Annotated in this window: 11 protein-coding genes; 7 read left to right on the top strand and 4 right to left on the bottom strand. The window is 61.5% G+C overall.

The features are described from left to right. The first annotated feature begins 24 nt into the window (after positions 1 to 24). From ISN74_RS02785 to ISN74_RS02760, 6 genes are all read left to right on the top strand, one after another. The gene (locus ISN74_RS02785) at positions 25 to 2,271 is read left to right on the top strand and encodes a glycoside hydrolase family 65 protein (protein ID WP_188797192.1); all 2,247 of its coding nucleotides are present in this window, start codon (positions 25 to 27) and stop codon (positions 2,269 to 2,271) included. 18 nt (positions 2,272 to 2,289) lie between these two features. Further along, entirely contained in the window at positions 2,290 to 4,110 is a 1,821-nt protein-coding gene (locus ISN74_RS02780) for a tetratricopeptide repeat protein (protein WP_188797188.1), read from the top strand. After that, entirely contained in the window at positions 4,107 to 6,359 is a 2,253-nt protein-coding gene (locus ISN74_RS02775) for a glycoside hydrolase family 65 protein (protein WP_188797187.1), read from the top strand. Before ISN74_RS02780 ends, ISN74_RS02775 begins: the two co-directional genes overlap by 4 nt. Before the next feature lie 65 nt (positions 6,360 to 6,424). Then, positions 6,425 to 8,080: a trehalase family glycosidase gene (locus ISN74_RS02770; protein WP_188797185.1), complete on the top strand. Its 1,656-nt coding sequence runs from the start codon at positions 6,425 to 6,427 to the stop codon at positions 8,078 to 8,080. 91 nt (positions 8,081 to 8,171) lie between these two features. Beyond that, a complete protein-coding gene (locus ISN74_RS02765) occupies positions 8,172 to 9,233 on the top strand; it encodes an alpha/beta hydrolase (protein WP_188797184.1) in 1,062 nt (353 codons plus the stop codon). Positions 9,234 to 9,373: 140 nt separating this feature from the next. Continuing rightward, positions 9,374 to 10,804 carry a sigma-54-dependent transcriptional regulator gene (locus tag ISN74_RS02760; protein WP_188797181.1) on the top strand — a complete coding sequence of 477 codons (1,431 nt, stop codon included), beginning with the start codon at positions 9,374 to 9,376 and terminating at the stop codon, positions 10,802 to 10,804. Between the two features lie 52 nt (positions 10,805 to 10,856). On the opposite strand, the gene ISN74_RS02755 is transcribed toward ISN74_RS02760, so the two are convergent. From ISN74_RS02755 to ISN74_RS02740, 4 genes are all read right to left on the bottom strand, one after another. Further along, positions 10,857 to 12,425: a response regulator gene (locus tag ISN74_RS02755; protein WP_188797180.1), complete on the bottom strand. Its 1,569-nt coding sequence runs from the start codon at positions 12,423 to 12,425 to the stop codon at positions 10,857 to 10,859. Between the two features lie 123 nt (positions 12,426 to 12,548). Further along, positions 12,549 to 12,995: a response regulator gene (locus ISN74_RS02750; RefSeq protein WP_188797178.1), complete on the bottom strand. Its 447-nt coding sequence runs from the start codon at positions 12,993 to 12,995 to the stop codon at positions 12,549 to 12,551. Further along, positions 12,992 to 14,839, bottom strand: coding sequence for a sensor histidine kinase (locus ISN74_RS02745; protein WP_229678962.1), 1,848 nt, complete (start codon positions 14,837 to 14,839; stop codon positions 12,992 to 12,994). Before ISN74_RS02745 ends, ISN74_RS02750 begins: the two co-directional genes overlap by 4 nt. Positions 14,840 to 14,964: 125 nt before the next feature. Continuing rightward, positions 14,965 to 17,301: a GH92 family glycosyl hydrolase gene (locus tag ISN74_RS02740; protein ID WP_425488827.1), complete on the bottom strand. Its 2,337-nt coding sequence runs from the start codon at positions 17,299 to 17,301 to the stop codon at positions 14,965 to 14,967. A gap of 336 nt (positions 17,302 to 17,637) precedes the next feature. Here ISN74_RS02740 and ISN74_RS02735 point away from each other — a divergent pair, with 336 nt between their 5' ends. Then, positions 17,638 to 18,684 (top strand): LacI family DNA-binding transcriptional regulator, encoded by a 1,047-nt coding sequence (locus ISN74_RS02735; protein WP_188797174.1) that lies wholly within the window; start codon positions 17,638 to 17,640, stop codon positions 18,682 to 18,684. Positions 18,685 to 18,778: the final 94 nt, after the last annotated feature.

The raw sequence follows: 18,778 nt of genomic DNA, 5'->3' as shown, positions 1-18,778 counted from the left end.
CAATGTGTCATCGCTGGAGTTTCCATGAGCTTTCGCAACATCAGCATTACCGGATTGCTCCTTGCTGCGGGCGCAGTGGCTTCCACGGCCCATGGCGCCACGGATCCGAGCTTCCTGCTGGCAGCCTCTTCCGACAATTTCGGCAGCTATTTTCCAAGCTACCTGGCGAACGGCTACTTCTCCACCATGACGTCGCCACGCGGCACCGAGCCGAGCCGCGCGTACATGGTCGCCTTCATGGATTACGGCAAGGGTGATATTTCCCGCCCAGCAGCCATCCCCGGCTGGAGCGAGATCGACTACAACCCTGGCGGCGGCTGGATCAACTCCACGCGCCTGGACAAGAAGATCTTTGCTGACTACGCGCAAACCCTGGACATGCACGACGGCACGCTCACCACCAGCTACCGTTTTGACTACGCCAACAAATCGACCGACGTCAAAGTGGTGACCTTCGTCAGCCAGGCTGATAACCATCTGGCGGCTACGCAAATCTCGATCACGCCACACTTCGACGGCAGTGTTGAACTTACTTTCCCGATCCGCCTTTGGTCGGAACATCAGCCTCGCTTTCCCATCGGCAGCATGACCGGCGACCAGATGATCGCGGCCGTTATCGCCAGCGGCCAGAATCTGGACAACAAGCCGATCCCAACGCCGGATCGTGCGGCGGTGTGGTATCCCGGCTACACCCAGGTCCTGTCCAGTGATGGCGACACCAAGCAACTTACGCTATGGCTCGATGGCCGTGCAAAAGAAGGTCTGAGCATGGCCGAAGCGGCGGCGGTGCAATTGCCTTCGTCGCTGGACATCCAGAGCGTGAAACTCGACAAGACCAGCGATCTGCTTTCGCTGCACATTACCGCCAAGGTGAAAAGCGGCACCACGTACGCCTTTACCAAATACCTGGCCGCATCTCGTCAGGACTGGGGTGGCGCAGCCAAGGACGATATTGCGCTGGCCACACAAGCCCGACAGACCGGCTTCACCACCTTGCTGGCAAGACATCAGGCCGCCTGGCACGCATTGTGGCAATCGGACATCGTGGTCGATGGCGATCCGCAGGTGCAGAAGGCCGTGCATTCGGATCTCTATTACCTGCTTTCCAATACGACTGTCGGTACGGCGTGGCCCATGGGCGCCTGCGCGCTTACGCCGAACTACGCAGGGCACGCGTTTTGGGACAGTGATTCCTGGGTATTCCCCGCGTTGCTCTTGCTGCACCCGGAACGCGCCAAACCGATTGTGATGTTCCGCAATCGCACCATGCAGCCGGCACGCGAACGTGCGCTGCAATACGGCGCCAAGGGCACGATGTATCCCTGGGAAGCCGATCCGCAGACCGGCGTCGATAACACGCCTCACTTTGCTTACGGCGTTTATCGCGAAATTCACGTCAACGCTGACATTGCCATTGCGCAATGGCAATACTATCTGGCAAGCGGGGATACCGCTTGGCTGAAGCAATACGGTTGGCCGGTCATCCACGATGTCGCCGAATTCTGGACGAGTCGCGTGACGTACAACCAGGCGAAAGATCGCTACGAAATCATGCATGTCACCTCGCCTGACGAAGCGTATGACGACGTCCCGAACGACTCCTTCACCAACGCTGCCGCGCGCAAGGCGCTCCTCATCGCCATCGAGGCAGCGAAACTTGTCGGGCAGCCCACCAATCCAAAGTGGTCGGAGATTGCATCGAAGATGTACATCCCGTTCCTGGAGAAGGAACAGCGTCATCTCGATTTTGACGAGTCCGTCCCCCACGACAAGATCACCTGGATGGGTTCATCGCTGGCGTGGTTGATGTATCCCAATCTCGACCTGGGCATGTCCGATACGGTGCGTCGCAATGATTTCGATTTCCAGCTGCACGAGCTGATAGTGCACGGCGACGACCCCAATGAAATGATGATGGTGATGCTCGCCGTCGGCGCCTCGGAACTTGGCGACAATAAGTCGGCGGGCGACTGGATTCAACGCAACCTCGTCGGGTTCCTGAAAGCGCCTTTCAACGTGCGTACTGAAACCGTTGCAAACAATGCCGGTTATATCCTCGCGACATCGGCCGGCTTCGTACAAAGCATGGTGTATGGTCTTACCGGTTTGCGAATCGACGACAAGGGACTGGACGCTGCTTATGCTCCCCAGCTTCCGCCGTCATGGAAATCACTCACCCTCCGTCACGTCAGCTTCCAAGGCAAGGTGTATGACATCACCGTTCAACGCGATGCATCGGGCAAAGCAACATTGATTCGCCAGCCGCTATAACCATCCTGACACGTGCCGATGTCCACCGTACCGCCCACTGTTATCGACACCATGAGGCAGGTTGGCGCGCTGCTGCAAACCGGCGATTTTCGCGGTGCGCACGAGCGGCTCCAGACCATCGTCGAACAACACCCGGATTACGCCGAAGCATTGCGCCTGCTCGGCGGCGTTCGGCTGGCGATGGGCGACAAGGACGGCGCGGAGACGCTGCTGCGCAGAGCCGTTGCCGCGGACCCCGGCTGGGCACCCTCGCTGGCGACGCTCGGCGAATTGCTATTGAACAGCGGGCGTCAAGCGGAAGCGCTACCACTACTGCAACGCGCAGCCCAACGCCTGCCGCACGCCGCGCTGTTGCTTGCGCGCCATTACAACGATCACCAGCGCCCGACCGAGGCCTTGGCCATCGTTGCGCCATTGTGCAGCGCTGGACAGGCATCAGCGGATCTGGTCACACAACACATCGCGGCGCTCGCTGCACTCGGACGCCTGGGCGAAGCCGTTACTTTCTATCGCAAGCTGGCAGAGGCGTCGCCCAACAATCCGGCCACGGCACACGCCTTGGCGATTGCTTTGGCCGCGGCATCCCAACACGCTGAAGCCGAACGCACTACACAGCACGCGCTCGCTCAAGGGCACAAATCGGCAGCCGTCTATTTCACTCATGCCAACAGCCTGATTGCGCTCAGTGATTTCGAACGCGCAGAAGCTTCCCTGCGCGAATGCCTCCGGCAGGAGCCGCGCCATATCGATGCGCACAATCATCTTGCTCGACTGGTATGGATGCGTACAGGAGACAGTGCGCAAACCACCGCAGCACTCGACCAGTCGTTGCAGATATTTCAGGGCGATGAAGCGCTACTCGCCGCGAAGGCGGCCATTCTGCAAGGTGTTGGCGATGTGCGCGGTGCCTACACATGCCTGGCGACATTGACCTCACGTGCGCAAGCCACGCCAGCGTTGCTGGTGCGCGCGGGGCTTGCCGCGCTGGAATTCGATCCTGCTACAGCGCTGACACTGGCCGAACGCGCCACGCAACTCTCGCCAGCCGCCACCGCACCACGCAACCTGCTCGCCGCCGCTTTGCTCGGCGTCGGTGATGCGCGTCGCGCGCTGGAGCATTGCGAGGCGCTGCTATCGGCTGCGCCTGACGATCAATACTTGATCGCCTTGCAGACCACGGCGTGGCGACTGCTCGGCGATGCGCGCTATGACACATGGTGCGACTATACGCAGCTGGTGCGTCCGTACTTGTTGCAGGCGCCATCATCGTGGCCGGATTTGGCCAGCTTCCTCACCGATCTGAAGCGCAGCCTGGAACGCCTGCACCAAACGCACGACCATCCACTGCTGTTCCAGTCGCTGCGCCACGGCACCGAAACCACCGGCGATCTGACGCGCGAGCAAGATCCGGTGATCCAGGCCCTGTTCCAGGCGTTCGACACACCGATCCGTGATTATCTTGCGTATATCGGCGAAGGCATCGATCCATTGCGTCGTCGCAATCGCGGCAACTATCAGTACAACGGCGGTTGGTCAGTACGACTGCGCAGCTCCGGCTATCACGCTAACCATGTCCACCCGCGCGGGTGGATTTCCTCGGCCTTCTATGTCGACCTTCCCGACGGCATGACCCATGCAACGTCACAAGATGGATGCCTCGCATTCGGCGAACCCAGCATGGCGACGACACCAGCGCTGCATGCCCAGCACGTGGTCCGTCCGGAGCCCGGCAGGCTAGTGTTGTTCCCTTCGTATGTCTGGCATGGCACCGTGCCTTTCCACAGCGAACAAACCCGGCTCACCGTAGCCTTCGACGTAGTACCGGAGCGGCAAGGGTGAGACCATCGCGCCTGTTGCTGGTCTGCTTGGCGCTAAGCGTCGCACGGCTCTGTGGCGCAACCGATCCCAGCTTTTTACTGACCGCCACCGCGCGCGATCTGAGCAACTATTTCCCGGGCCAGCTTGGCAACGGCTACGTTTCCACATTCACTTCACCGCGCGGCACGGAAAGTAACCTCGCTTACATCGTCGGCTTGATGGATTACGCCGACGGGGATGTATCGCGCCCTGCAGCCATCCCGGCCTGGAGCGGCATCGACTACAGCACCGGCCGCTCGCCCGCCGGACAGTTCTGGCTCAATCAGGTCGACGTCGACGACAAACACTTCCAGGACTATCGGCAAACCCTGGACATGTATGACGGTGTGCTCAGCACCGGCTACCGTTATATCGATGGCGATAAAACCACCGCGCTCGAAGTGACCACGCTGGTCAGCCAGGCTTCGCCGCATTTGGCCGCCACGCAAATCTCGCTTACGCCCGATTTCGATGGTGAAGTGACGCTTTCGTTTCCGCTGATCACCTGGGCGCCACACCAGCCGCGCTTTGCGCTCGCCAAGCTGGATGGGCAACAGCTAATGGAAGCCGTCCAAGCGCACCAGCTGTCACTGCAGCCGATCCCGCCCGCGACACCGGACCGTGCCGCACTGTGGTACCCGGGCGATACGCGTGTACTGGCCAGTGATGGCGATACGCATACGCTCACCCTGTGGCTCGATGGCCAGGCCGAACGCGGTGCACGCATGGCCGAGGCAGTCGCCATTGCCTTGCCCGTTGGCGTGCAGGTGCGCACAGTGCAGTTGCACAAGGATACGTATCGCCTTGCGCTGGACCTGCAGGTGGATGTGCGCAAAGGACACACCTACACCTTCACCAAGTTCGCGGCGTTCTCGCGCGAGGGCTGGGGCGGTGATGCGAAGGCCGACCTTGCGTTGGCGACGTCAGCCCGCGCGGATGGTTTCGATCATCTGCGTGCGCGGCATGAAGATGCGTGGCATGCGTTGTGGCAATCGGACATCGTGATCGACGGTGATCCGAAGGCGCAGCAGATCGTGCATTCCGATCTGTACTACCTGCTGTCCAATGCCACGCCAGACACCGCATGGCCGATCGGTGCCTGCGGCATGACGCCCGGCTATACCGGGCACGTGTTCTGGGACAGCGATTCGTGGGTATTCCCGGCATTGCTGCTCTTGCATCCCGAGCGCGCAAAATCGCTGATCATGTTCCGTGATGCTTCCCTGTCAGCGGCCGAGCAACGCGCACATGAACGCGGCTGGCGTGGCGCGATGTATCCGTGGGAAGCCGATCCCGACAACGGCACATCGCAGACACCGCATTCAGCCGCCGTGCTCGACGACAGCGAAATCCACGTCGACGCCGACATCGCCATCGCGCAATGGCAGTACTACCTCGCGACCCAGGACCGTACATGGCTGGTGCGCGACGGTTGGCCGGTGATCCACGCCGTGGCGGATTTCTGGGTCAGCCGTGCCACCTATGTAACGGAACATCGACGCTACGAAATCCAGCACGTCACTTCGGTGGACGAGCATTACAACGACATCCCGAACGACACATTCACCAATGCCTCCGCGCGCAAAGCACTGCTGATCGCCGTGAGCGCCGCGAAGGCGGTGGGTGCGACGCCCGATCCGCGCTGGCGGGAAATCGCCGATGCGCTTTATGTGCCCTTCGATGCCAAGCATGGCCACTACGTCGATTTCGATCCGACCGTGCCATTCGACGCCCAGAACCAGGGCGGTCCGTTGCCTCTGCTTTCTTATCCTGCGCTGGACATGCCCATGGATGCCGGCACGCGCCAGCGCGATTACCAGTACGCAACGCAGTACCTCAGGCACGCACCACACAGTATGAACAGCATGGGTTTCGAACCGCTGTCGATCGCTGCCGCCACTGCAGGCAACACGTCCGATGCCAGCGCGTGGTTCGAGGGCAACGTAACCGCCGATGTGATCAAGCCGCCGTTCCATGTACGCACCGAAACCGCGACCAATAACACCGGCTATTTCATGACCGCCAGCGGCGGCTTCCTGCAAAACATCCTGTATGGCTTTACCGGCCTGCGCATCGATGCGCAAGGGCTCAGCGCCGTATACCCGCCGATGCTGCCCGTTGGCTGGAAGAGCCTGACGCTCCGGCACATCCGCTTTCGCGGCCAGTACTACGACATCGCGCTACAACGCGATGCGCAAGGCAAGGTGAATCTGATCCGCCACGTCCCCTAAAGGCTTGAATCATGCGACTGGCCTACCGCCCCACCAAGGCCGCGTGCATCGAATGGAGAATCGCCATGAAAAACAGAATCCGCACCCTCGCGTTACTCCTCTCCACAACGCTGGTTGCCACCGCCTCGGCCGCGCAACCCGATCCCGCCAAAACGCGCACCTACATCGACAAAGCCTGGACCACGCTGACGCGCTCGCAAGACAACTGCGCCGCCCTCGCTGATCCCAAGATCAAGGCGCACCCGGTGATCTATGTGCCTGCGCAATTCACGGCGCCTGCCGATCTCGCGCAAACGGCGAAACGTTGCAACGTCGACGTGCGTACCTTGCCGCAGGTCATCAACCAGCTTGGTGACGTCGATGCCACCAAGCTGCCCGTACAAGGACTGCTTTATCTACCGCATCCGTATGTGGTGCCTGGCGGGTTCTTCAACGAAATGTACGGCTGGGACAGCTATTTCATCGTGCTCGGGCTGGTGGCCGATCATCGTACCGAACTGGCTCGCAACATGACCGACAACGCGCTGTTCGAAGTGCAGTACTACGGCGGCGTGCTCAATGCGAACCGCAGTTATTACCTCAGCCGCTCGCAGCCACCGTTTCTTACCGGCATGATGGTTGCGGTACTCAACGACCCAGCCAGTTTCAAGAATGCCGAAGAAAAGCGTGCATGGCTTGAGCAGGCTTATCCGCTGGCCGTTCGCAACCACGACATCTGGACACGCCCGGAACATCAGGCGGGTAACACCGGCCTTGCCCGCTACTACGATCTCGGCAGCGGCCCGGTGCTGGAAGCGCAAGACAGTGAATTTTACAAGGGCGTGATCAAGTGGTTGGTGGAGCACCCCGCGCAGAATCCCGGTTATCTGATCAAAGCCGCCGAACATCCGGATGATGCCGAAGCCGCACGCCTGAAAACCGAAAGCTGTGATGTAAACGCATCGAAAGTCTGCGCCGGCAATGGGTACGACGGTTATCGCCTGACAGCCGACTACTATCACGGCGATCGCGCGATGCGCGAGTCCGGATTCGACACCAACTTCCACTTCGGCCCGTTCGGTGGATCCACACACCATTACGCCGCAGTAGATCTCAATAGCCTGCTCTATCGCTACGAACTGGATCTGCACGACTTCGCCGTGCAACTGGGCAAGACAGCCGACGCCGAACGCTGGGCGAAAGCTGCCGCTGCACGCAAAGTCGCGATGAACAAGTACCTGTGGCGCCCGGAGCTTGGCATGTACCGCGATTATGACTTCGTCGCCGGCAAGCCCTCCGATGCACCGTACCTCACCACGTTCTATCCGCTGTGGGCCGGCGCGGCCTCTGCACAGCAAGCCGCTGCCGTGCGCCAGCAGCTTTCCACCTTCGAACTCGCTGGTGGTCTGGCCATGGACAATCGGCCAAGCGGCACACAATGGAACAATCCCTTCGGTTGGGCACCCACCAACTGGCTGGCCGTTTCGGGCCTCGATGCTTATGGCTTCCATGAGGATGCGCGCCGCATAGCCGGCAAGTTCGACGCAACGGTCGATCGCAGCTTCGCCGCCGACGGCACGATTCGCGAGAAGTACAACATGGCGCTCGGCAATGCCGACGTGAAAGTAAGCGCTGGTTACACCACCAATGTGATCGGGTTTGGGTGGACGAATGGGGTGTATCTGAAGTTGCAGGAAATCTTGCGTGGCACAGCGGGTAAAGCGACGCCGGTTAAAAACTGACGCCTGATTTTTCCTCACCACCATTCCAGCGAAGGCCGGAATGGTGGTGAGGAATCGACCATCCATCTCAAACGTCTGGAGAAGTACTTCAATGCGTACAGCCTATCTTCCCTGCGTTGCGGCAACACTTTTACTGAGCGCCAATGCCGTGGCACAAACCTCGTCGCCCGGTGTTGATGCAGATGGTAGCGTCACGTCGCCGAGCGCCACCGTGCCTTATTCCACCTTCGCCTCACCCGAAGCCAAGGCATTCTTTCCCAAGATGCTGGCCGCCGGCGCTAAGGCGCCACCGATCAACGCGCCGATCGAACAAAGCCGCGCGTTCTACGATCGCATGAACAGCGATCGCGCCGCACGCATGGAAAAGCTCTATCCGGTGATGATCCACAGCGAAACCATCGCCGGGGTCGGCACGGATGTGGTGCTGCCCGCGCAAGGCATCGCACCGGAGAACCAGGACCGCGTGCTGGTCAATCTGCATGGCGGCGGTTTTCTGTGGGGTGCGCATAGCGGCGGACTGGTGGAATCCATCCCGATCGCCAGCATCGGGCGCATCAAGGTCATCACCGTCGATTACCGGCAAGGTCCGGAACATACCTTCCCCGCAGCCAGCGACGATGTGGAGGCGGTCTACCGCGCGCTGCTCAAGCAATACAAACCGGCCAACATCGGCATCTACGGTTGCTCAGCCGGCGGCATCCTTACGGGCGAATCCGTCGCCCGCTTCATCCACGACAAGTTGCCCGTGCCTGGCGCAATCGGCACTTTTTGCGGCTCGCTGATGGATGTCACTGGCGACTCCGCCTATGTCGCCCCTCTGCTCAATGGCCAAGGCGTGCCGACGCATCCCCTGGGTCTGGCCGAACTCCCCTATTTCCATGGTGCCGATCCGAAAGATTCGCTGGTTCAGCCCGGACTGTCGCCGGCACTGCTGGCCAAATTTCCCCCCACGCTACTGATCACTGGCACCCGCGACATGACGATGAGCTCGGTAATCGACAGCCAGCAGCGGCTCGACCAGGCCGGCGTGCAGACCGAGTTGCACGTATGGGAAGGGATGTGGCATTCCTTCTTCTCCGATCCGGAGCTGCCTGAATCGAAAGACGCCTATCGCGTGATCGTGCAGTTCTTCCAGCGCCGCCTGGGACATTAGCGCGTGCCGCGTTCACCCAACCCTAACACTGGCCGCATCAGGTCCTTGAATCGGCGATGGCCGACATATGCACACCGTACTTTGCGACTTGTGCGTGCGGCGAGTATCCTGAACGGCAACCCCTCCCTCGCCTTCGAATCATGAGCCAACAGACCGTCCTGGTCATCGACGACGAACGCGATATCCGCGAACTGCTGACTATCACCCTTGGCCGCATGGACCTTAAGGTCGATGCCGTCGGCACTGTGGCCGAAGCGCGCCACGCGCTCGCCGAGCATCATTACGACCTGTGCTTCACCGATATGCGCCTGCCTGACGGCAGCGGCCAGGAGGTGATCGAGCTGATCGCCGCCGAATACGACGAGACGCCGGTGGCGATGATCACCGCTTATGGCAACGTCGACGCCGCGGTGACAGCGTTGAAGGCCGGCGCCTTCGACTTCGTGTCCAAGCCGGTGGATATCCAGATGCTGCGGCGGCTGGTCCGCACGGCGCTGAAGCTGGCCGAGGAGAAGCGTTCCGGCGCCGCTCCCGCCAGCACAGCAACCTCATCCAGCGACCGCCTGATCGGTGACTCGGCGGTCATGCAGCAGGTGCGCAGCACGATCGGCAAGCTGGCCCGTAACCAGGCGCCGGTGTACATCGCCGGTGAATCCGGCGTCGGCAAGGAACTGGTCGCGCGGCTGATTCACGAACAAGGTCCGCGCGCCAGCGGGCCGTTCGTGCCGGTCAACTGCGGCGCCATTCCTTCGGAACTGATGGAAAGCGAATTCTTCGGCCATCGCAAAGGCAGCTTCACCGGCGCCGTGGCCGACAAGGAAGGCCTGTTCCAGGCTGCCCACGGCGGCACGTTGTTCCTGGACGAAGTCGCCGAGTTGCCGCTGCACATGCAGGTGAAGCTGCTGCGCGCGATCCAGGAAAAGGCGGTGCGCCCGATCGGTGCACGCGAGGAAGTCACGGTCGACGTGCGCATCCTGTCGGCTACCCACAAAAATCTTGCGGCGCTGGTCGAACAAGGTCAGTTCCGCCAAGACTTATTCTATCGCATCAATGTCATCGAACTGCGCGTGCCGCCGCTGCGCGAGCGCCGCGGCGACGTACCCTTGCTGGCCGATTTCGTGTTGCGCCAGCTGGCGACAAAAAGCCGCAGCGAAACACCCGCCCGCCTGCTTCCCGAAGCGCGCCAGGCGCTGGAGGATTACGATTTCCCCGGCAATGTGCGCGAGCTGGAAAACATCCTGGAACGCGCCGTAGCCATGTGCGACGGCGACCGCATCGACACCACGGATCTGATGCTGCCGCAGCGCCCGTCGCGTCACAACACGGAAGCGCCGGCCGCGCACGCTCACCACGCCCCGCCGGTTTATGCGAATGCGCCCGTGGCTCCCGCCGCACCCGCGCAAACGCCATCGAGCGAACTGGGACTGGACGACTACATCAGCAATCTTGAACGCACCGCGATCATGAAGGCGCTGGAGGAGTCCCGCTACAACAAGACGGCGGCGGCGCGGAAGCTGGGCATTACGTTCCGGGCGTTGCGCTACAAGCTCAAGAAGCTCGGCATCGATTGAAGCACGCATTTGTGGGTTGGGTTATCCCGGATCACGTCCGGAGTAACCCGACCTACGACTTATCGCTTCTTTGCAGCGTTTCGCGCACAGCCTGCAGCAGATCCCGAGTACTCACCGGCTTATTGAGGCGCTGCAAGCGTCCCGGCACCTGGAACATCGGCGCATCGGCCGGATCATCCGCGCGGCACAGCACCAGCACCCCTCTGCGATAACCGTACTGGCTCAGCGCGGCAAGTGTGCGCTCGCTGGTGAACAGGCTCATGTCGCCATCCATCACCACCAGATCGGGCAAGCCGCAGGCTTCGATCCATTGCAGCGCGGCGGTACCGCTTTGGCTCGCGTGGACTTCATAGCCCCAGGTGTCGAGCGTGTCGGTCAGCAGCGTCAGGTGACCGGCCTCTTCCACCACCAGCAGTACGTGTTCCGCGTTGCCATGCAGCGCGGTATTGCCCTCGACCAGCGCCGATGCGTCGACCACCGGACGCGTCAACGGAATGTACAGATCGAAACAGGTGCCTTCATCGGGAATGCTATCGACCCGCATGGCACCGCCGTGGCTGTAGACGATGCGACGGCAGGACAGCAGGCCTAGTCCGGTGCCGCCTTCCTTGGTGGTGAAGAACGGCTCGAACAGGCGCCTGCGCACTTCATCCGTCATGCCTTGGCCGGTATCGGTCACGGACAGGCGCACATAGTCGCCAGCTTGCGCTTCTTCGTGCTCAACGAAGAAGTCCTCCTCCAGCCTCACTTTGCTGGTGACTACGCGCAGCACACCGCCGTTCGGCATGGCCTGCATCGCGTTGAGGCACAGGTTGAGCAGGCATTGCTGCAGTTCGGTGTGATTGCCTTCGAAGCTCAATTCGGGATCGACCACCTCGATATCCAGCTGCACCGAACGAGGCACGCTGCCTTGCAAGAGCAGCCCGAGTGCATCGAGCAGCGCCTGCGCCCTGACGTGTTCGGCACGACGCGCTCCCCGCGCGAAGGAGAGCATGGATTGCACCATCTCCAATCCACGCCGTCCGCAATCGCGCACCAATGCGCCAAGCCGGGCCAGACGTGGGTCGTCCTGGTAATCCAGCAGGCTATCGCCAGCCAGCAGCAGCGGTTGCAGCAGATTGCGCAGGTCGTGACTCAGGCCACCGGCGAGCATGGCCAGGCTTTCAAAGCGCTGCACACGGATCAGCTCGGCCTCGGCGTGTTCGCGGGCACGCTGTTCCTCGGCTTCCCGCATGGCCCTGCGCACCGCGCTCGCCAGTCGCGCCGGATTTTGCTTGAGAATGTAATCGGTCGCGCCTTCGCGCAATGCAGCAATCGCCGCTTCTTCGCCCAGCGTAGCCGAGACATAGATAAAGGGCGTTTCCGGACTGTGCTCACGCAACAGTTCCAGCGCACGCTGTCCGGAAAAACCGGGCATGCTCAGGTCCGACAGCACGATATGCGGCTTGAACGCCTGCAAGGTGTCGACGAACGCCAGCTCGTCGTCGACCAGGCGAACTTCATATTCGATACCGTCGGCCTGCAGTTCGGTGAGGATCAGCTCGGCGTCGAGCGGACTGTCTTCCACCTGCAGGACACGTATCCTGGGCAGCGATCGTTGGTGGTTTGACTTGTCCGGCATCCCTGGGCCTTCTTGGTCAATCTGTTCATCATATTTCAACGTGTCGCCGCAGGCAGCCAGGGCGTTCCTTGGGTCAGGAGGCCGTCCGACGCATGGGCGCCCCGACCTGTCCCCCTTCTCGCCTCACTCCGGCTCCGGCGCCTGATTCAACACTGCCCAAAACTGCCCCAAAGTGCGCACGGCCTGGAAAAACTGGGACACATCCACCGGCTTGATCACGTAGGCATTCACGCCCAGATCCCAGCTGCGAACCAGGTCGTTCTCTTCGCGCGAGGACGACAGGATCACGACCGGTGTGCGCCGAAAACGTTCATCCGCGCGCATCTGCGTCAGGACATCCAGGCCATTCATGCGCGGCATCTTGATATCGAGCAGCACCACAGCCGGATCGTCGCCCTGACGATCTGTGAAGGCCCCGCGAGCGTACAGCCAGTCCAGGCACTCTTCGCCATCCTCGACATGCACGATGGGATTGGCGAGGTTGGCCTCGCGCAGGGCGTCGATGGTCATCTCCGCATCGACGGGGCTGTCCTCGGCCAGCAATATCGTGCGTAACGGTCCTGGTGTCATGACAGCGGCAAACCATTGTTGACAGGCGGCTCAACCGCCGCCAGGGTGAAGTGAAAGCGTGCGCCGCGACCGGGCTCACCTTCGGCCCACACACGGCCACCATGGCGCGTCACGATGCGCTGGACATTAGCCAGTCCGATGCCGTTGCCCGGAAATTCGCTGACCTTGTGCAGGCGCTGGAAGACACCGAAAAGTTTGCCGACATAGCGCATGTCGAAACCGGCGCCGTTGTCCGCGACGGTGAATTCGTACTCGCCGCCTTCCGCGCGGCGCGCACTGACGGTAATGCGCGCAGCACTGCATTGGCCGGTGTACTTGACCGCGTTGCCGATCAGGTTCTGCCATACCGTGCGCAACATGTTTTCATCGCCCACCACCACCGGCAACGGTTCGATCTGCCACTCGATGTTGCGTCCCGGCGCTTCGGATTCGGCAAAGGAACGTGCTTCATCCACCAGCGCGTGCATGTCGACAGCCTGCAGGCGCAGCGCACCGCGGCCGAGCCGTGAGAACACCAGCAGATCCTCGATCAATTGGGCCATGCGCTGGGATGCATCGCGAATGACGCCCAGGTAGTGATGGGTGGTGGCATCCGCATCCTCGCCCAGATGCAGCTCCAGTTTCTGCGCGAAGGCGGTGATGTGGCGCAACGGGGCGCGAAGATCATGCGAGACGGAATAGCTGAAGGCCTCCAGCTCGCGATTCACATCCGAAATCTGCGTCACCTTGCTTTCGAGCTGATGATTGAGTTCTTTCACCTGCTGCTCGACCAGGGCGCGCGCCGTAATATCGCTCACCGTCAGCAGCAGAGCCGGATTCTCGCTGTCTTCCTGTTGCAGGCGGCGCGCATTGACCACCACATGGCGTTCCACCCCGTCGATCGTGCGCTGGTTCAGCTCGTAATCCCATAGCTCGCGATCACGCAACAGCACATCGCGCAGACGTTGCTGCAGGACTTCATCGGTCCATGCGCCCTGGCCGATGTCATCCAGATATTCCCCTCGGCTGTCTTCGGAAACGCCATACAGCTCGCTGAAGGCCGCATTCACCAGCAAGGTGCGCAGGCTGTTGTCGAGCAGGGCGATCGGCTCGCGCACGGCCTGCAGGATCATCTGCGAACGCTGCACCGCCTGGCGCTCTCCGATCTCTGCGCGCAGGCGCTCGCCGATCTGGCGCTCCGACACGACCACCACGATCGTCAGCATTACCAGCTGCGCAACCGCGGTCAGCGCCATCACCAGGCTGCTGTTGTGGGATTGCTGCCTGGCCGCCTCCCGCCGCAGCAGTAATTGCTGTTCGGCGTTCTGGACGATGCGATTGGCGATATCGTCGATGCGGAACAAGGCGCCGGCATCCCGCAAGGCCTGCCCGGCGCCAGCGATGTCGTGCTCCTGGTAGCGCTGCATGGCCTGATTGAGCAGCGCCAGTCGGCCGTTTTCCACGGCACTGAGCTGATCGACCAAGTGCTCTTGTTCCGGATTGTCTGCGACCAGATGATGCAACTGGTCCAACAGATTGGGCACTATTCTTTCCGCGGTCTGCGCCGTTTCTTCGGCGCGGATGTAGGGGTTGTCGGCCAGCAGATACTGGATGGCGGACTCGCTGTCGTGAGTCTGGTCGGCGATGCGATAGACCAGCGCCTGCACTTCAGCCGAACGGGTCACCAGTTCGCCTGCCTCCAGGCTTTGCTGCGCACCGCCACGGGTGACCATGTATGGCAAGGCCACGATCACCAGCACCGCGAGCAGCAGGCCGCCGGTGCGCCAGCGCAAGGCAGCGACTTGTCGCACCCTCCCACGGATCATCGATGGCCCTTGATCGGCACGCGCTTCGGCATGATGCATGCATTCTGCGCATGTTTACGATGCCTGACCAGTCCAATCGGTAAGGGACTACACGCCGATATCGATATCTATCGCCGTGGACGGCGATACGGCGGAGCGGATAAGGATTCCGCTCCGCCAGAGCCTTACTTCGTGTACGGACTCATCGCTGTCGGTCGCGCCGAAATGGCGGTGCCCCAGGTCTTGTTCGGCTCGGCCTGCATGGTGAAGTGCAGTTCGCCGCCCGCAAGGATGTCAGCATGACGCAAGTACACGCGATCCAGCGGCTTGCCGTTGAGCGTGACCGCGCCGACGTAGGGATGCGCATCGTCCATCGGCGATGCGGTGATCGTGAAGGTGTGGCCGTTGCTCAAGTGGATTGCTGCCCGCGGCAGGAACGGCCGCCCGATGGCGTATTCGGTACTGGCCGGTGTGACGGGATAGAAGCCGAGCGCGGTGAAGATGTACCAGGCAGACATCTGACCAAGATCGTCGTTGCCGATCAGGCCGGCCGGACCGGGGCCATATTCGTTATCCATGACCTGCTTGAGCCGCTGCTGCGTCTTCCACGGCTCGCCGGCGTAGTCGTAGAGGTAGGCGATGTGATGGCTGGGCTCATTGCCATGCGCGTACCAGCCGATCAAACCGGTGATGTCTTCCACGTCTTTGAAGATCGCCGGGTCGACCTTGGCATCGAACATCTGGTCGAGCTTGTCCGTGAATGCCTTGTCGCCGCCGAACGCGGTGATCAGGCCGGCGACGTCCTGCGGCACGTACCAGGAGTACTGCCAGGCATTCGCTTCGGTGTAGTCGTCACCGTAGCCGGCACTGGCGGGGTCGAACGGTTCGCGGAACTGGCCGTTGCTCAACTTGGCGCGCATAAAGCCGGTCTTGGGATCCCACACATTGCGCCAGTTGGTGGAGCGTTTCTCGAAGGTGGCGTAGATGTCGTTCTTGCCCATCGCCTTGGCCATCTGTGCGATGGCCCAGTCGTCATAGGCGTATTCCTGCGTCTTGGAACCGCCCTCCACTTCCTTGTCGATCGGCACGTAGCCGAGCTTCATGTAATCGGCCAGATCACCGTAATTGCCGTAGGTGGCGGTGGACACCATCGCCTTCATCGCCTTGTCGGCATCGAAGCCGCGGACACCCTTGATATACGCATCGGCGATGATCGCCACGGCGTGGTAGCCGGTCATGCACCAGGTTTCCAGGCCCTGATAAGCCCACACCGGCAGCATGCCGAACGGACTGGCCTGCTGCGAAGCGATCAGCGAACGCACGAAATCAGCCGTGCGATCTGGGTGAAGCAGGATCAGCAGCGGTTGCTGCGCACGATACACATCCCACATCGACCAGCTCGAATAGAAATCGAAACCGCTGGCTTTATGCACCTGATGATCCGGCCCGCGGAATTCACCGTTGACGTCCATGGCCAGGTTGGGCGCGATCATGCTGTGATACAGCGCGGTATAGAACTGGGTGCGCTGCACCGGCGTGCCGTCCGCATCGATCGGCGCCAGCGCCTTGTTCCAGGCGGCTGTTGCGTCGGTGCGGTGGGCGTCGAAGTTCCAGCCCTGTCCGTCCTGGTCCAGATTGGCGATGGCATTGGCTTCGCTCACCGGCGAGATCGCCACCTTCACCAGCAAGGGCTGCTTGAGTTCGCCAAAATCGAAGACGCCCACCAGCGCGCGGCCGTTCTGCGCATTGGCATCCTCTTGCTGATTGCCGGGTCCCTTGAAGCCCTTGTAGACCAGATCGGTCTCGCGGTTATAGAGCTCCCGCGAGGTCATCGGCTGGTTGAAGCGCATCGCGAAACACAGCTCGCGGCCGGGTGCCCAGCCACGCGTGGTGCGGCAGCCGGTGATGGTGCCGTCGGCCTGCACTTGCAGGTTCGACCACAGCACCTTGCCCTGGTAGTCATAGATGCTGGGACGCAGGTCCAGCAGCAGATGCGCCGGCTTGCCGACCGGGAAGGTGTAGCGGTGCCAGCCCACACGCTGGCTGGCGGTCAGCTCGGCACGTACGCCATAGTCGGCCAGCGTGACGGCGTAATAGCCCGGCTGCTCCACTTCGGTGGCATGGTCGAACCGCGAACGGTAGCCGCTGCCGGGCACTTTCTCATCGCCCGGATCGAGCTTCACGTCGCCAGCGATAGGCATCACCAGCACATCGCCCAGGTCGGAGTGCCCGGACCCGGAAAAGTGCGTGTGCGAAAAACCCATGATGGTAGGGTCGTTGTACTGGTAGCCCGCGGCCCATTTATAGGCATGCTTGAAATCCGGCATGGCCGTGTCAGGCGATAGCTGGATCATGCCGAACGGCACCGTGGCGCCTGGAAAGAGGTGCCCATCGCCGCCAGTACCTATGCGAGGATCAACTTCTGCCGCATGCTGCCCCCCAGCCTGGGCCGCGGCCATCGCCCCTAGTGGCGTCGTCATCAGCACGGCGAGACAGGAAAAAAGCAGGCAGCGGCGATTCATAGGCATAGATCCGGGAGGGAGGTGGAGATTTGGATCGTTCTAAACCCAACAAGCTAGCACTGGCTGCGGCCGTTGGCATGTTGCACTGCGTGATCCCATTTTCGCCGATTCAGGTAAATTTGGATCGTTCCAAAAGCCAGGATCGGGCTAAAAGCCCGTCCTCATAGTCCACGCGGCCCGCGCCGGATCCGTCCGCGCGCAGGGCAAGGAAGAGCGAGCGAAGTGTATGTCGATACATAAGCGAAAAATGACGCTGTCATACGGGCAAACAAACTCAGCCCTTAGGGTTGTTGCGCCGTGGACGATGAGGGTGGGCTCTTTCAGGGCGGACTCCTAATGGCGAACACACCGCCGGTCGGCCGCAAGGTCACACTCAGCGACATCGCCGCGGGCTGCGACGTTTCCCGCGCCACTGTTTCGCTTGTTTTGCGGGGCAGTCCGCTGGTCAACAAGCACACCCGCGCTCGCGTCGAAGAAGAGCTGCGCAGGCAAGGCTATGTCTATAACCGTGCCGCTGCCAATCTGCGCCGCCGTACGTCTTCGAGCATCGCGCTGGTGCTCAACGATCTGGCCAACCCGTTCTTCGCGGAATTCGCCGCGGGCGTGGACGAAATATTGGGCAACACCGGCTACGTCACCTTGCTCGGCAGCACCAGCGAATCCACCCAGCGGGAACTGGCCGTACTCGGCTCGCTGATAGAGCATGGGCCGGCGGGCATTATTCTCTCGCCCGCCGAAGGCAGCGACGCGCAACAAGTGCTTGCTGCCGTCGGTGCGCAAACACCTTTGCTGCTGTTCAACCGCGAAGTCAGCGGCGATATCAGCGCCTGCGATCACTGGGATCGCCTGTTCCTGGACAACCAGCACGGCGCACGGCTCGCCACCGAGCATCTGATTGCGCAAGGCCATCAACGCATCGCGTTCTACGGCGGCCACGGCAGTTCCAGTTCGTGCAAGCAACGCCGCGCCGGCTATGCCGAAGCGATGAAGGCGGCAGGTCTATCGGTGGAATCGCAGCGGATCGTGGAGTGCATTCCCAACCGTTTGGATGCGGTGGCGCAATGCGATCAACTGTTCAACGGCAGCGCCGCACCGACAGCCGCCGTTTGCTACAACGATGCGGTAGCGCTTGGCTTGATGCTCGGCCTGCATCAGCGCGGACTGCAACCCGGCCGCGATTTCGCCCTCACCGGCTTTGACGACATCGCCGAAGCTGCCGTCAGCGCACCGCCGCTGACCACCCTGGCGGTGACACCCCGCGCACGCGGACGCCAGGCAGCGGAATTGATTCTGCAGCGACTGCAGGATCCTTCATCGTCGCCGCGACAAACCATCGTTCCCGTGCAATTGCTGATACGCGAAAGCAGCTGCCCGCCCGCCTGATTTACTGGAAATCATCATGGCTTTTACTGTACCTACCGCGCCGTCTTCAGGATCGACGACGAGCTCCGATCATCGCTACACCTATTACCCGCTT

Source organism: Dyella caseinilytica (genome assembly GCF_016865235.1).
Classification (GTDB): Bacteria; Pseudomonadota; Gammaproteobacteria; order Xanthomonadales; family Rhodanobacteraceae; genus Dyella_B; species Dyella_B caseinilytica.
The sequence above is the reverse complement of the archived record's forward strand: the minus strand, read 5'-3'. Positions and strand labels throughout refer to the sequence as shown.